Origin of the sequence: Flavobacterium sp. S87F.05.LMB.W.Kidney.N (assembly GCF_004366435.1) — a bacterium.
GTDB lineage: Bacteria > Bacteroidota > Bacteroidia > Flavobacteriales > Flavobacteriaceae > Flavobacterium.
The window spans coordinates 84,672-99,526 of sequence record NZ_SODX01000001.1 but is presented as its reverse complement, the minus strand read 5'-3'; the positions used below and the strand labels follow the sequence as shown (position 1 = coordinate 99,526).

General features: G+C 35.1%; 11 protein-coding genes. 3 read left to right on the top strand and 8 right to left on the bottom strand.

Features of this window, described 5'->3' with window-relative positions:
- Positions 1-23: 23 nt before the first annotated feature.
- Complete coding sequence (locus EDB96_RS00475; RefSeq protein ID WP_134138724.1) at positions 24-455, top strand: ArsR/SmtB family transcription factor; 432 nt, start codon at positions 24-26, stop codon at positions 453-455.
- A 131-nt stretch (positions 456-586) separates the two neighbouring features.
- Positions 587-997, top strand: a complete 411-nt coding sequence (locus tag EDB96_RS00470) for a BrxA/BrxB family bacilliredoxin (protein WP_057115385.1) — start codon at positions 587-589, stop codon at positions 995-997.
- A gap of 1,288 nt (positions 998-2,285) precedes the next feature.
- Here the strand turns inward: EDB96_RS00470 and EDB96_RS00465 are convergent.
- Genes EDB96_RS00465 through EDB96_RS00455 form a run of 3 tightly spaced genes read right to left on the bottom strand, consistent with a single transcriptional unit; the run spans position 2,286 to position 7,852 of the window.
- Positions 2,286-3,650 carry an efflux transporter outer membrane subunit gene (locus EDB96_RS00465; protein WP_134138722.1) on the bottom strand — a complete coding sequence of 455 codons (1,365 nt, stop codon included), beginning with the start codon at positions 3,648-3,650 and terminating at the stop codon, positions 2,286-2,288.
- The gene (locus EDB96_RS00460; protein WP_134138721.1) at positions 3,647-6,793 is read right to left on the bottom strand and encodes an efflux RND transporter permease subunit; all 3,147 of its coding nucleotides are present in this window, start codon (positions 6,791-6,793) and stop codon (positions 3,647-3,649) included. Before EDB96_RS00460 ends, EDB96_RS00465 begins: the two co-directional genes overlap by 4 nt.
- A 3-nt stretch (positions 6,794-6,796) precedes the next feature.
- Positions 6,797-7,852: an efflux RND transporter periplasmic adaptor subunit gene (locus tag EDB96_RS00455; protein WP_166669255.1), complete on the bottom strand. Its 1,056-nt coding sequence runs from the start codon at positions 7,850-7,852 to the stop codon at positions 6,797-6,799.
- 370 nt (positions 7,853-8,222) lie between these two features.
- On the opposite strand from EDB96_RS00455, the gene EDB96_RS00450 reads away from it, so the two are divergent.
- Entirely contained in the window at positions 8,223-9,581 is a 1,359-nt protein-coding gene (locus EDB96_RS00450) for a rhodanese-related sulfurtransferase (protein WP_134138719.1), read from the top strand.
- 101 nt (positions 9,582-9,682) lie between these two features.
- Here EDB96_RS00450 and EDB96_RS00445 read toward each other — a convergent pair whose 3' ends face one another.
- The 5 genes from EDB96_RS00445 to EDB96_RS00425 all read right to left on the bottom strand — a co-directional run bounded on the left by EDB96_RS00445 (position 9,683) and on the right by EDB96_RS00425 (position 14,824).
- Entirely contained in the window at positions 9,683-10,225 is a 543-nt protein-coding gene (locus EDB96_RS00445; protein ID WP_134138717.1) for a hypothetical protein, read from the bottom strand.
- 19 nt (positions 10,226-10,244) lie between these two features.
- Positions 10,245-11,588, bottom strand: a complete 1,344-nt coding sequence (locus EDB96_RS00440; protein WP_057115379.1) for an ankyrin repeat domain-containing protein — start codon at positions 11,586-11,588, stop codon at positions 10,245-10,247.
- A 28-nt stretch (positions 11,589-11,616) separates the two neighbouring features.
- Positions 11,617-12,798, bottom strand: coding sequence for an ankyrin repeat domain-containing protein (locus tag EDB96_RS00435; protein ID WP_134138716.1), 1,182 nt, complete (start codon positions 12,796-12,798; stop codon positions 11,617-11,619).
- Between the two features lie 276 nt (positions 12,799-13,074).
- Positions 13,075-13,980, bottom strand: a complete 906-nt coding sequence (locus EDB96_RS00430) for a hypothetical protein (protein WP_134138715.1) — start codon at positions 13,978-13,980, stop codon at positions 13,075-13,077.
- Positions 13,981-14,074: 94 nt separating this feature from the next.
- Positions 14,075-14,824 (bottom strand): hypothetical protein, encoded by a 750-nt coding sequence (locus EDB96_RS00425; RefSeq protein ID WP_208326173.1) that lies wholly within the window; start codon positions 14,822-14,824, stop codon positions 14,075-14,077.
- Positions 14,825-14,855 lie beyond the last annotated feature (31 nt).

Below are 14,855 nucleotides of genomic sequence, written 5' to 3'. Positions count from 1 at the left end.
TTACGATAATGAATTAATGGCAAATGGGAATTACAAAACGCTTAAAATTTGATATAGAGACAGAAGAGGTAGGAAGAATTTGCAAAGCACTTGGACATCCAACGAGAATTCAGATTATGACCCTTTTATGGAAAAGAAACTATAGAACTTGTGGTGAGATTGTTGAATTAATTCCGCTGGCACAATCGACAATTTCTAAGCATTTGTTAGAATTAAAAAAAGCAAGTCTGGTTGATATAAAAAATGTCGGTAAAAAAACAATTTACTCTATAGAAGTCGAAAATATACAACTGCTCAAAAAGTACTTAACAAGTTATCTTTCTACCATTGAAATTTCGGAAGAAAAAAAGTCAACTGTATTAACAACAACGAATAAGGTAAGAAGAGGAAATAGTCACTTAAAACAGTATAATTATCAATTTCCTGCTAAAAAGATAAAAGAAACGGTGCTTTGACTTGTGGAAGGCTCGGAATATGCCTAAAAAATTAATATCGAACTATAACAAAACTTTATACTTCAAATTAAGTAGTTGCGAGTAAACTTTGTAACTTTGCAACTCAAAAGTAAAATTTAAAAGACAAGAATATGTATCCACAAGAAATGGTAAAACCTATGGAAGCTGAATTAACAGCTGCTGGTTTTCAAGATTTACATAGTGCTGAAGCTGTAGATAACGCTATCAAAGCTGAGGGTACCACTTTAGTTGTTGTAAACTCTGTTTGCGGGTGCGCTGCAAGAAATGCACGTCCGGGAGCAAAAATGAGTTTAGAAGGAGCTAAAAAACCAGATCACCTTATTACAGTTTTTGCTGGTGTTGACAAAGAAGCTGTTGATGCTGCAAGACAACATATGTTTCCTTTTCCTCCATCATCGCCATCTATGGCTTTGTTCAAAAACGGAGAATTAGTTCACATGTTAGAACGTCACCACATCGAAGGTCGTCCAGCTGAATTAATTGCTGAGAATTTGCAGGATGCTTTTAATGAGTTTTGCTAATTAAGGGACTAAGGTTCTGAGTTGCTGAGGATCTAAGATTTTAGGTTCAAAGTAGCAAAGGTACAGAGGTACAAAGATTTAAAAGAGGGTTGTTTCAATTTGAAACAGCCCTCTTTTTGTTATATAATATTTTTCCCTGTTCCGTAGGAACATTTCATCGGTAGCAAAAATTATATTGTTATCATTTTTACGTTCCGTAGGAACGTTTGATTTATCCTCATTTTTGATAATCTAATAACACCAAACGTTCCTACGGAACGTAAATACGTGCGTTCGTTATTTTTCTACCAATGAAACATTCCTACGGAATGATAACTGGTTTCAAAATTTAAACTGCTCTTTTTTTATTATATATGGCTTTTCTTGTTCCGTAGGAACATTTCATCGGTAGCAAAAAATTATATTGTTATCATTTTTACGTTCCGTAGGAACGTTTGATTTATCCTCATTTTTGATAATCTAATAACACCAAACGTTCCTACGGAACGTAAATACGTGCGTTCGTTATTTTTCTACCAATGAAACATTCCTACGGAATGATAACTGGTTTCAAAATTTAAACTGCTCTTTTTTTATTATATATGGCTTTTCTTGTTCCGTAGGAACATCTCATCGGTAGCAAAAATATATATTGTTATCATTTTTACGTTCCGTAGGAACGTTTGATTTGCCTCATTTTTGATAATGTAATAACACCAAACGTTCCTACGGAACGTATATACGTGCGTTCGTTGTTTTTCTACCAATGAAACATTCCTACGGAATGATAACTCATTTCAAAATCTAAACTTCTCTTTTTTTTTTTTATTATATATGGTTTTTCTTGTTCCGTAGGAACATTTCATCGGTAGCAAAAAATTATATTGTTATCATTTTTACGTTCCGTAGGAACGTTTGATTTATCCTCATTTTTGATAATCTAATAACACCAAACGTTCCTACGGAACGTAAATACGTGCGTTCGTTATTTTTCTACCAATGAAACATTCCTACGGAATGATAACTCATTTAAAATCTAAACTTCTCTTTTTTTTATTATATATGGCTTTTCTTGTTCCGTAGGAACATTTCATCGGTAGCAAAATATATATTGTTATCATTTTTACGCTCCGTAGGAACGTTTGATTTTGATTTTTTATAATCTAATAACACAATCCTTCCTATCGAACGTACATACGGGCGATCGTTATTGTTTTTTCTACAAACGAAATATTCCTACGGAATGATAACCGGATATAAAAAAAACTTAGAACCTCAGCATCTCAGAACCTTAGCAACTTAAAAAAAACTAATTCCACCCTCCGCCCAATGCCTTATACAATTGAACCATAGAGCTTAATTGTTTTTGGGTTAATTGAGAGAGACTTAATTGTGCTTCAAACAGCGATCGTTGTGCATCTAGAACTTCTAAGTATGAAACATAGCCATTATAATATCTAGCGTTTGAAAGATCATAGTTTTTTTGTGCTGCTACGACCTGTCTGTTTCTTGCTGTCCATTCTTCTTTATACATTTCCACATTTTGAAGAGAATTTTCTACTTCCGAGATAGCGGTTAAATAGGTTTTTTGGAAATTGAATTTTACTTCTTCCGCAATTTGTCGATTAACATCTACACGACGTTTATTTTTTCCGAAGTTGAAAATGGGACCTGTAACTCCAGCGCCCGCATTCTGGAAATAAGAACCATCATTAAATAAATCTCCAACCGCAATACTGGTAAAACCTGCAACTGCGGCAATGTTAAATGACGGGTAGCGCATTGCCTGCGCAACGCCGATTCTTTCATAAGCGGCTTTATATAAATATTCCTGACGTTTCACATCTGGTCGATTTTCTAACAAAGCTGATGGAACAGAAGTTGGAAAGTTGGTTAAAATCAATAATTCGCTATTTGTTTTTCCACGCGGAATAGGCTGCGGAACTTGTCCGACCAAAATCGAAATTGAATTTTCTAAAGCTGTAATTTGTCGTTTGATTGCGGGAATATTGGCTTCGGCAATGGCAACCTGCTGTTCAATTTGTACTTTGTCTAATTCTGCAACGTAACCGCTTATAAAACGTTCGTTGATAATGTCATATGCTTTTTGTCTCGTTTCTAAAGTATGAATGGTGATTTCCAGTTGATTGTCATAATCACGGAGTTCAAAATAAGAAATGGCAATGTTGCTCACAATATCAGAGAGAATTACTTTTCGGGCTTCATCAGTGGCTAAAAGTTCATTTTGCAAAGCTTTATTCTGATGACGGTATTTTCCCCAAAAGTCCAATTCCCAAGACATATTGGCCAATGCAGATGAGGGCTGCATAATAGTTTCGGCACTATTCACTTGACCAGAATATTGAAAAGACGGATATAAATCTGCTTTAGCGATTCCGAGATTGGCTCTTGCTTGTTCTATACGTGCCAACGCAATTTTGAGATCATAATTATTTTGAATTCCTTTTTCGATTAGGCCAATTAAGACATCATCGTTAAATATCGATGACCATTTTATAGTTTTTACAGAGTTTGTAGTATCTCTGCTTTGATCCCCATAACGGAAAGAATCTGCCTGAGGCTGTTCGGGTTTGACATATTTTGGTCCAACCATACATCCATAAGGAAAAACAGCCATCAAAAATAACGCTAAAAGTATTTTTAGATTTTTCATTTTTCTTCCTCTTTAGGTTCATCGATTTCCTCAGATTTTTTCTTTCCGAATGTTTCAATAAATACAAATAACACTGGAATCAGACATACGCCTAAAATAGTAGCAACAAGCATTCCGCTAAAAACCGTCATTCCCATTACCTTTCTGGCTTGTGCTCCAGCGCCGCTTGCCGTTAACAACGGAACAACGCCTAAAATGAAAGCAAAAGCCGTCATTAAAATTGGTCGGAAACGTAATTTAGCGGCATAAAGGGCAGCTTCTTTAGCGGGCATTCCTTTTTCATATTCTTCTTTGGCAAACTCTACGATTAGAATAGCATTTTTCGCCGCGAGTCCAATCAGCATTACGAGCCCAATTTGTGCAAAAACATTATTCACATAATCTGGACTTAATAATCTACAGAGATATAAGCCAAGAAAAGCGCCGAAAACCGCAAAAGGTGTTCCGAGTAAAACGCTGAAAGGCAGTTTCCAGCTTTCATATTGTGCAGCGAGAATCAAAAACACGAAAAACAGCGCCATGATAAAAACAGTGTTCCCTTTTCCTTCAGCTTGTTTTTCCTGATAACTCATATTCGCCCATTCATAACCCATTCCTGCAGGGAGGACTTTTGCAGCGGTTTCCTGTAAAGCAGTCATGGCTTCCGCCGAAGTAAATCCAGGTGCAGGTGTTCCGCCAATTTCGGCAGCACGATATAAATTAAAACGAGTCGTAAATTCGGGACCGCTTTCTTTTCTAATAGTCGCAATACTCGAAATTGGAATCATTTTATTATCACGGCTTCGGACAAAGATTTTATTAATGTCCTCAGGATTAACGGTAAAACTTGGATCTGCCTGAAGCAAAACAATATACTGTCGTCCGAATTTGTTGAATTCGTTGATGTATTGTCCTCCCAAACTGGCACCAATTGCCAAGTTGACATCGGATAAAGAAAGATTTAATTCTGATACTTTTTCTCTGTCGATATCGAGACTAATCTGCGGCACATTCGGATTAAAGGTCGTTCGGATCGTTCCAATTTCGGGTCGTTTTTTAGCTTCGGCCATAAATTGCTGTGCATTCTGGAAAAGATACTGGGGCGTATTCCCTTCTTTGTCCTGCAGCATCATCGAGAATCCAGCTGCATTTCCAATTCCAGTAATTGGCGGAGGCCCAAAAGCAAAAACAGTAGCTTCGGGAATTCCAAAAACAACTTTTCCGTTTACTTCTTTTAAAATCTGGAAAACATCTTGTTCCCGTTCTTTCCATTCTTTCAAAGCCACAAAGAAAAATCCGTTATTTGTTGCTACTGAGTTTTTGATTAAACTAAAACCAGCAACAGAAGTGTAATATTCAACACCTTGATTTTTAGATAAAATATGTTCTACTTTTTCGATGACTTTGCTGGTTCTTTCTAGCGAAGAAGCGCCGGGAAGTTCAATATTGACAAACATGTAACCTTGATCTTCTTCAGGAACAAAGCCGCCTGGAATTTTTGCTCCCAATAGAATAATAACTCCAACGACAATTCCGATAAAAATTAAACTTCGGGCTGTTTTTTTAATTAAAAAACCTGAGAAACCAGTGTATCTATTGGTAAAAGCGCCAAACTTTACATTAAACCATTTAAAGAATTTCCCGAGCCATCCTTTTGCTTCCTGATTTGGTTTTAATAAAAGTGAACATAAAGCCGGACTTAAGGTTAATGCACTTAAAGCAGAGAAAATCACAGAAATAGCAATCGTAATGGCAAACTGCTGATACAATCTTCCCGTAATTCCTGGTGTCAAAGCAACTGGAATAAATACTGCAGTTAAAACAATAGCAATGGCAATTACAGGACCTGAAACTTCGCGCATGGCTTGGTTTGTGGCTTCTCTGGGTGACATTCCTTGTTCGATGTGATGCATTACAGCTTCTACAACCACAATAGCATCATCGACTACAATTCCGATGGCGAGTACTAATCCTAAAAGAGAAAGTACATTTATCGAAAATCCGAGTAACGGGAAAAGCATAAACACTCCGACTAATGAAACCGGAACGGTTAATAACGGAATTAAAGTCGCGCGCCAGTTTTGGAGAAAGATAAAAACCACAATGATTACCAGTATAATAGCTTCAACTAAAGTGTGCATAATTTCGTTAATTCCTTCAGAAATGGCCAAAGTCGTGTCTAATGAAACAGCATATTTTAAATCTTGAGGAAATCTTTTGCTTAATTGTTCGATAGTGTTTTTTACATTTTCGGCAACTTCAAGAGCGTTTGAACCCGGCATTTGTTTTATTCCGATAGTTCCTGCTGGATTTCCATTTAATTTTGCGACTGAGGCATAACTTTCTGTTCCTAAAGTTACAGTTCCAATATCTTTAAGCCGGACTTGTTGATTGCTAATGTTTGATTTTAAAATGATGTTTTCGAAATCTTCTGGATTCACCAGACGATCTTTAAGCATGACGTTATAGGTGAATTCGTTATTGTCTGTTGCTGGCGGAGCGCCAAATTTTCCTCCTGGGGCAATGGCGTTTTGTTCCTGAATTGATTTTATAATATCGGGAACTGTTAAGTTGTACTTTGCCATTATATCGGGCTTGACCCAAATTCGCATCGCATAATTACTTCCTCCGTAAAGGGTAACTTCCCCAACACCTTTGATACGGGCGAGTGCATCTACAAGATTGATACTCGCGTAATTGGTCAAAAAGTTATTGTCGAAAGTTTTGTTGGGAGAATACAAAGATAAAATCAACATGGGCATTGATAACGATTTTTTGGTCGTAACTCCAGTTGTCTTTACATCGTTTGGGAGTTTATTGGTGGCTTCGGCAACTCTGTTTTGAGTTAACATCGTCGCGTTGTCCAGATCTGTACCCATATCAAAAGTGATGGATAGCGTCATACTTCCGTCACCAGTATTAGTCGACTGCATGTAAAGCATATTTTCGACTCCATTTACTTTTTGTTCTATGGGCGTAGCAACGGCTTGTTCAACATTCAAGGCATTTGCACCTCGATAACTGGTAGAAACCTGTACTAATGGCGGTGCGATTTCGGGATACTGCGCAATTGGCGTTGACAAGATCGAAAGTCCTCCGATAAGAACAATAAATATCGAAAGTACGATGGCAACGATTGGTCGTCTTACAAAGAAATTATCCATAGCCTAGTCGTTTAGAGATGATGCAATCTGCTTTTTATCTTTATCTGCGACATAGGGAACTGGAACAACTGTCGATCCAGGCTGAATAAACTGATTGCCTATAATGGCGACTTTTTCGTTGGCTTTTAAACCTTTGGTAATAATCCAATCGACACCAATTTTCTGACCCACTTCGACCATTCGGGTTTGAATGGTGTTTTTGTTATCAATAACGGAAACCTGAAAAAGCCCTTGAATTTCGGTAACCGCTTTTTGTGGCACGACAATGGCATCTTTTTGTGTTCTGAGTAAGACACGAACTTTTGCAAATTGACCAGAACGTAAAGTACCGTCTGGATTTGGAAATTGTGCTTCTATAGTTACGGTTCCTGTAGTGGGATCGATTTTAGTGTCTGAGAAGTTCAAGCTTCCTTTGTACGGATGGGTGCTTCCGTCAGAAAGTATGAGTTGTAAATCTGTGATACGTTCTCCGGCTTTGACCTGCTTTTGATATCTTAAATAATCAGATTCACTGACTGTGAATTGCACTCTTACTTTTTCGAGTTTTGAAACGGTATTGAGTTTTGAGGCATTACCGACTTTGGTAATATAATCACCTAATCTAGCGTTCGAAAGTCCGATGACACCGTCAATGGGAGATTTTATATTAGCGTAGCTTCGCTCAATCTGCTGGTTTTTTAAACTTGCCAGCATGCTCGAATAATTAGAACGTGCCGCTTTTTCTTTGGCTACAGCCGCATCCAATTCGCGTTTACTCACGGCATTCATTTCAGCCAGCGGTCGAATTCGTTTTAATTCTTCGTCAGCATTGGCGAGTGCACTTTGTGATGCCGCAACTTGTCCGCGGACTTGTTCTACTTTTGTATCATATTCCAGCGGATCTATGGTGTAGAGGAGTTGTCCTTTTTTAACCCGCTGTCCTTCTTTGAAGTGAATTCCAGTTAGAATTCCGTCAACTCTTGCGATTAATTCAATGTCTAAATCTCCAAAAGTCTGCCCGGCAAAATCTTTATAAATGGGCACATCTTCACTCTTGACCGTTACAAACGGAGCCTGCATGGGAGGCGGAGCTTTCGGTTGTTCTTTTTTGCAAGAGCAAAAGATTGTTAAAAGTAAAAAAATGGGGAAGAGCGGTTTGGGTAGTTTTAAAGCATTCATAAGCATAAATGTTAAAATTGACTATATAAATGTAGTGAATTAAATGTAATGCGCTGATAAACAGTGTTTGTTTTTTATTAATGCAATTTTGTTGCTAATTAAAAATACTGACGTTTTCAACTAAATTAAATTATTTTATACTGCTTATATTGTTTATATTCCATGATTTTTATCATTTTTAAAATTGAAAAGAAAAACCTACCTTTGCGCCCGAATTCACTCAGAAAAATAGAATTCAACTTTATATTCTTAACTTAAAACTGTTTATAGCATGCAACTGTACAACACTTTGAGCGCAGAAGAAAGAGCCATCCTGATCGATGATGCGGGTAAACAACGACTAACGTTGTCTTTCTATGCGTATGCCAAAATTGAAGATCCCAAAAAATTTCGCGATGATTTATTTTTAGCCTGGAATAAGCTTGATGCTTTAGGCCGAATTTATGTTGCCCATGAAGGAATAAATGCTCAAATGAGTATTCCTGAAGAAAATTTGGAAGCTTTTAGAGCAACTCTTGAAGTTTATGATTTCATGAAAGGCATTCGTTTGAATGAAGCCGTAGAACATGATGACCATTCCTTTTTGAAATTAACTATTAAAGTGCGTCATAAAATCGTTGCTGACGGTTTGAACGATGAAACTTTTGATGTAACCAATATTGGCGTTCACCTGAAAGCCAAAGAATTCAACGAAATTCTTGATGATCCGAATACAATTGTAGTTGATTTTAGAAATCATTACGAAAGTGAAGTAGGACATTTTAAAAACGCTATTACTCCAGATGTTGAAACATTTAGAGAAAGTTTGCCTATCATCAACGAACAGCTTCAAGACCATAAAGAAGATAAAAATCTGGTAATGTATTGTACGGGCGGAATTCGCTGCGAAAAAGCAAGTGCTTATTTTAAACACCAAGGTTTTAAAAATGTATTTCAATTAGAAGGCGGCATTATTAATTACGCTAAACAATTGAAAGAAGAAGGTTTAGAAAGTAAATTCATTGGGAAAAACTTCGTATTTGATAATCGTCTTGGCGAAAGAATTACAGATGATATTATCTCACAATGTCACCAATGCGGAAAACCTTGCGACAATCACACGAATTGCGAAAACGACGGATGTCATTTGTTGTTTATTCAATGTGATGAATGTAAAGCTGCAATGGAAAACTGCTGTTCTACAGAATGTTTAGAAATCATTCACATGCCTTTGGTGGACCAAGTTCGTTTGAGAACGGGAAAACAAGTTGGAAACAAAGTGTTTAGAAAAGGAAAATCAGAGAATCTAAAATTCAAACATTCAGGCGAATTGCCAGAAACTGCTTTGGCAACTGCACAAAAACAAGCGGATATTCGTCAGAAAGTAAAAGTAAAAAAAGTACTTCTTGGAAAAGCAGAACATTATTATGTAAAAGCTCAAGTGGCTCAATTTGCTATCGAAAATCAAGAATTAAACGCTGGCGATAAAATCTTAATTTCTGGTCCAACAACTGGAAATCAGGAAATGACTTTAGAAAAACTAATTGTAAACGGTGCAGAAACTCAAACTGCTAAAATTGGGGATAAAGTTACTTTTGAAGTTCCATTCCGTATTCGTTTATCAGATAAATTATATAAGATTTTAAATTAGCGATTTACAAAGCATTTTTAAAAATAAAAATAAACCCTATTTTGTTCATACAAAATAGGGTTTTACTTTTTTATTGAGAGTTAAAAATCAAGGTTTAATATTTAAACACCAATTTTAGCATCGATATTATGTTTTTCAGCATAGGCTTTGGCAGCATTCATCAATCTTGTAAACTTGGCGTCAATTTCATTGAGAGTTGAGGCGTCAAAATCTGCTATTGCTTTTTCGATCTGTTCTGGCGAAGCTTTTTCATCTTTCATTTTAGCAATTGGCAAATAACCTTCTTTTTCTTTAGCAATCGCATAGGTAAACAAGTCTTTTGATGCCTGAAGAAGTTCTCTATTGTCATCATCTTCATTTATCTCCTTAATTTTTTTAAATTGAGTTTCTAAGTTAGCGATGTCAAATTTAAAATAATCGTAATAAGAAGAAGGAATCATTTTCTTTTGAGTTTCATCATAAATCTGAGGCTCAGATTCTAGTTTATAGTTGATGTCCTTACTGCCAAATCGAGAAAGCAAATTTGTATTTAAAGCTGCTATTTCAAAAGTTTTTTCTGGCGAAGGGTTTGTACAAGAAGTGGAAACTATACTTGCAGCGATTAATACGAATGCTATAATGGAATTGTTTAAGATCTTTTTCATTTTTAATTTTGTTTGTTATTTATCCTTTTAAAATTTTAGTTTTCTCTGTTTCAAATTCTTCCGAAGTTAAAATTCCGGCATCCAAAAGCTCTTTCAAGTCCAATAATGCCTTTTTCTTGCCTTCCATAGAATTTCCTGAATCTGATTTTTGCGGTTCTTCTTTGTGAATTGGTGTTACTACAGTTCCCGAAGGAGCATATTTTAAAATCAATTCTGTAATTTCATTAAAGCCTTTTACATTCGAGTAATCGATCGCTTTTTGCTCTTTTACATTGACGATTGAAGCATCGGCTTTATTATCCAATAAATATTTTACGACATCTTTTTTTCCGTTTGCGGCACTGTAATGCAAAGGCGTGTTTCCAGATTCGTCCTGAATATTGATATTGGCTCCAGCTTCAATAAGCAGTTTTACCATGCTTAGATTGCCTTTTTTGGTTGCAACGTGCAAAAGACTTTCTCCGCCATAGGTATAAGAATTGTTAAGCGTAAAACTAGATTCGTTAGAAATATTGGTTGCGCTCACAATCCAATCCAGATAATCATTCATTGAAGAAGTATCGCTGGCCAAAGGTTTGCTGTAATTCACATCAACACCGTTTTCTAAAAACAAAGACACAATTTCCTTTTGATTATTCGCGCAAGCGTACCAAATAGGTGAGTAGCCATTATTGTTGGATGTGAAAACATCGGCACCTCTTTCTACTAATAATTTAGCGAGCATTCTATTCGTTTCATAACACGCAATTAAAAGCGCATTTTCTCCCGAATGATTAACGTGATTGATGTCAGCGCCATTGTCAAGAAGTAAAGTCACCATCGGGATTGATTTGGTGTAACAAGCATAAATCAAAGGCGTATTTCCTTGTTTATCGGTTACATTTATATCGGCTCCTTTGTCTAAAAGCAGCTGAATAATTTCTCTGTTTAGTTTTGCAGAAGCTAATAATAGCGGAGTTTCTCCATTGTTATTCAGTAAATTAACATCTGCTCCGGCTTCAAGCAACTTTGTTGCAATTTCGATTTGAGCGGTCTGAGCAACTAAGTGTAACAGACTATTTCCGTATTTATCATTTTTGGTAATTTCCGCACCATTTTCCAACAGATACAAAGCCGTCTGTTTCTGTTTTTGAAGGCAGGCAAAAAATAAAGGCGTTTCTCCCTGATGATCTTCGTAATTAATATCGGCTCCGTCTTCGGCCAAGATTTTCACAATATCCAGATAACCTCTGTGTGCGGCATAATGAAGAGCAGTTCTGCCTTTTTCGTCTGTATATTTTACATCTACTTCTTTATTCTGAAGCAGTAATTCGGCTATTTTTCTATTGCCGTTTTCACAGGCAATTATAAATGACATTGACATATATGTGGTATTTTATATAATTCAGTTATTATGATTTCATTAAAAGCTCGACCGTTTTAATTTTTAAATTATCTCCAGAAGCCAGCATTAAAGCGGTTTCATCTTTGTCATTGGTAATAGAAATATCGGCGCCTTGCTCTAATAATAATTTTACTTTTCGATAGGTTTCTTTAGCCATTTCGGCATCATAGTTCACATTGTAGGCGCAGACTTTATGCAAAATGGTGTTTCCCTGATTATCCTGTTCATTTACATCCAATGAAACATTTTCTAAAACCGATTTTAAAATATCCGATTTCTTTTCGACAATAAAATCAATTCCCGATTTTGGCTGACCGTAATATTGCGCGCAGAAATTGACATCGGCACCATCAGATAACAATCTTTCCAAAAATTTAATATCGTTTGGAGATCCAGAGACAGAACTTATAAAATTAGTGAATAAGGTTCGCCCGTCTTTGTTGACAATATTAAAATCAGGTGAAGAAACTGCTGCTAGTGCATCGTACATATCATACGAAAACTGTTCGGCAACAGCGTAATAAAAAGCAGTATTGTTGAGGTTGTCGGTTTCGTTGGCATCGGCTCCATTTTCTAGTAAGAAAGGAACAAAATCCTTTTTGCTTCTTTTAACCGCGCACATTAAAGGCGTTGTCCCCACAATATTTTTTTCGTTGATATCGACACCATTATCCAAAAGAATGGAAATATATTCTTTAGTTTTCTCAGTATCTGTGCTGTATGTATTCAGAACGATGTAAATGAAATTTTCTCCGGCATTGTTTTTATATTGTGTATTCGCTCCAAAGTCATCAACAAGTATTTTTATGACTTTTGGTGAAGCACCTTTTTCAAAAAGATAACCAAGTAAAGTTTTATCGCTGATTTCATCATTGATGTTATCCATTTTTGACATCAATTCTTTGAAAAAAGCCAGTGATTCTTCATCGTCTTTGAGATAAAGTGCCAAAGGAGCAAAAATCGATTTGTCGAAACTGTCCAATTCGTAAATATCCGTTTCAATAAAACCGGCTTTGATTAGTTTTTCAATAAAATCAATTTCTTTGGCGTCAATAATCTTTGCTGCTATTTGCGAAAAATTGTTTTTAAGATATTGTTCGTTAAAGGTTTCGCCGTTATTTAAGGATTCTCTGGCCTCGTCAAATTTTCCCTGAAAAAGGAAATTTTCAATCTGGTTTTGTGTCTGCATTTGAAGTGGTATTTATAAATGAAAGATTGTGTTTGATAAACCAGTATCGATAATTGCTGGCTTCACGAACTATGTTGTAAGATAAAACATAAAATTGAGAAATATATTTTAGGAAAGAAAGTAAAAAGTCTTAAAATATTCCCTATAAAAATAAAACCCTATTCTAGATGCATAGAATAGGGTTTTTAAAATTTTAAGCGAATGATTTTATTCTTCTGAAACTTCAAACCCATCAAAATCTTTAATTTCAGATAACTTAGTTGTAGAGTCAATATCTTATTTAAAAATTTCGTTTAAGCTAATTAATTCGTTTTCAAATATTATATATGTACTTCCTTTAGAAAAATTATTTTCTTTGGTAAAATCTGAAAAACTTGACCAAAATAAATCATGTTGAATTTCAATTTTTTCAAAACTTGTTTGTGGCAATACATGATATGCAAAATTGTAAAGCCCATGGATGAATAATCCAAAAACTTTTAAAAATGGATTGTTAAAGTCATGAATCCACTTTGCTCTTTTATAAAGTTGACAAACATTCAGGAGATATTGACTTGCCTCGTCATTTTTACGTAAAGCAACACATAGTAAGTAATTTACCACAGAAAGATCAAAATCGCTTATTTTCTGTGTAATGTATCTTTCTGCATTTAGTATGCTTTTTTCAAGCCAGTCTGAATTTTGGTGTAAGAGCGAAATTATAAGATTACTACAAATAATATTGAATTTATGACCATTTTTAGTCAAACCATTTTCTTTTGGGAACATCTTATAAATGAGATTTAGATCATTTCCAGCGAAACATTCTATGACATTTTTAAAAAGTATAGAATGATCAGTTCCTGATTCTAAAAGGGAATCTCTTTTATAAGTTAAACAGTTGTAAGAAAACAAGGCGTTATTTAATAATGAAAAATCATTATTTTTAATTGAGTTGTAAATCCCAACATTTAAAACAGAGTATATATCTGAAGGAGATAAAACTTTCAGCAATATTTCATTATTATCCATTCCTTTAAGATGCTCAGGAGTTTTGTCTTTTAAAGCATCTTTGAATTTGTTATGGACTTCAAGGTAACGAGATTTTATTGAATCTATACTTTTGTAATTTGTTTCATTAAAAAGTTTTTCTAGGAGTTTTATGTCATTCTTATTCATTTTCTTCTTTGTATTTAGAATCATTGTTTTAATTCAACCAAAATGTATTCAAAACTATAGTTTGTAATTTAAAACAATTGCCAAAAAAAAGTATTTGAGTAATAGGATAAGACTTTTATTATTGTGAAACTTCAAGTTCATCAAAATCTTTAATTTCAGATAACTTAAAGAGTTTGCTTTTGCTGATTTTGGTTTCGGTTTTCTCGAAAACTTCATCTCCGCCTTCATCCTCTTTGTTTGTGTTTTCGTTTGTTATTTTCTTTCGTGTTAAAAAGTTTATACTGACTTCCGTTTCCACGACAGGACCTCGATTACTGCTAGAATCATAACCAATAAGTTCGAAATCTGAATTTTGAAATCTAAATGTGTATTCCCAATATCCATATCTTCCGTGGCCGTAATGAATATGTAATTTGTTGTTTTTTATTTCAACAGATAATTCGGGGGCAAAATAAACGCCGCCATCTTCATTTTCAGAAGAAAAACAATCGTAGTTTTTAACTGCAAGTTCATAACTGTTATTTTTATTGAAGAGAACAATAATTCCTCTTCTGTTTCGGTCTAATTGGCCTCGATAATCGTCTTTTATAACTTTGCTTTTATCGGTGCCTTTTATAACAATTGCGCAGTCTTCTGCGCCGTCTTTATTCAAATCGCCATAAATGGTGTCAAAAATTACATAACCTTTTGGAACAAAATCTGCGGGATTTTTTTGGCTTTCAACTGTCGAATCAGAAGTTTCAGCAACTTCTTCGGGGTTGGTTAAAGTTTCTACGGTTGTAGTTGTTTCTTTTTTGTTTTTCTCCGTGCAGCTAAAAATTCCTAGTTGCATTAAAAAAGCTCCAGCAATAATCAAGTATTTGTTCATAATGGCTTATTATTTTTCTAAGTCTAAACTT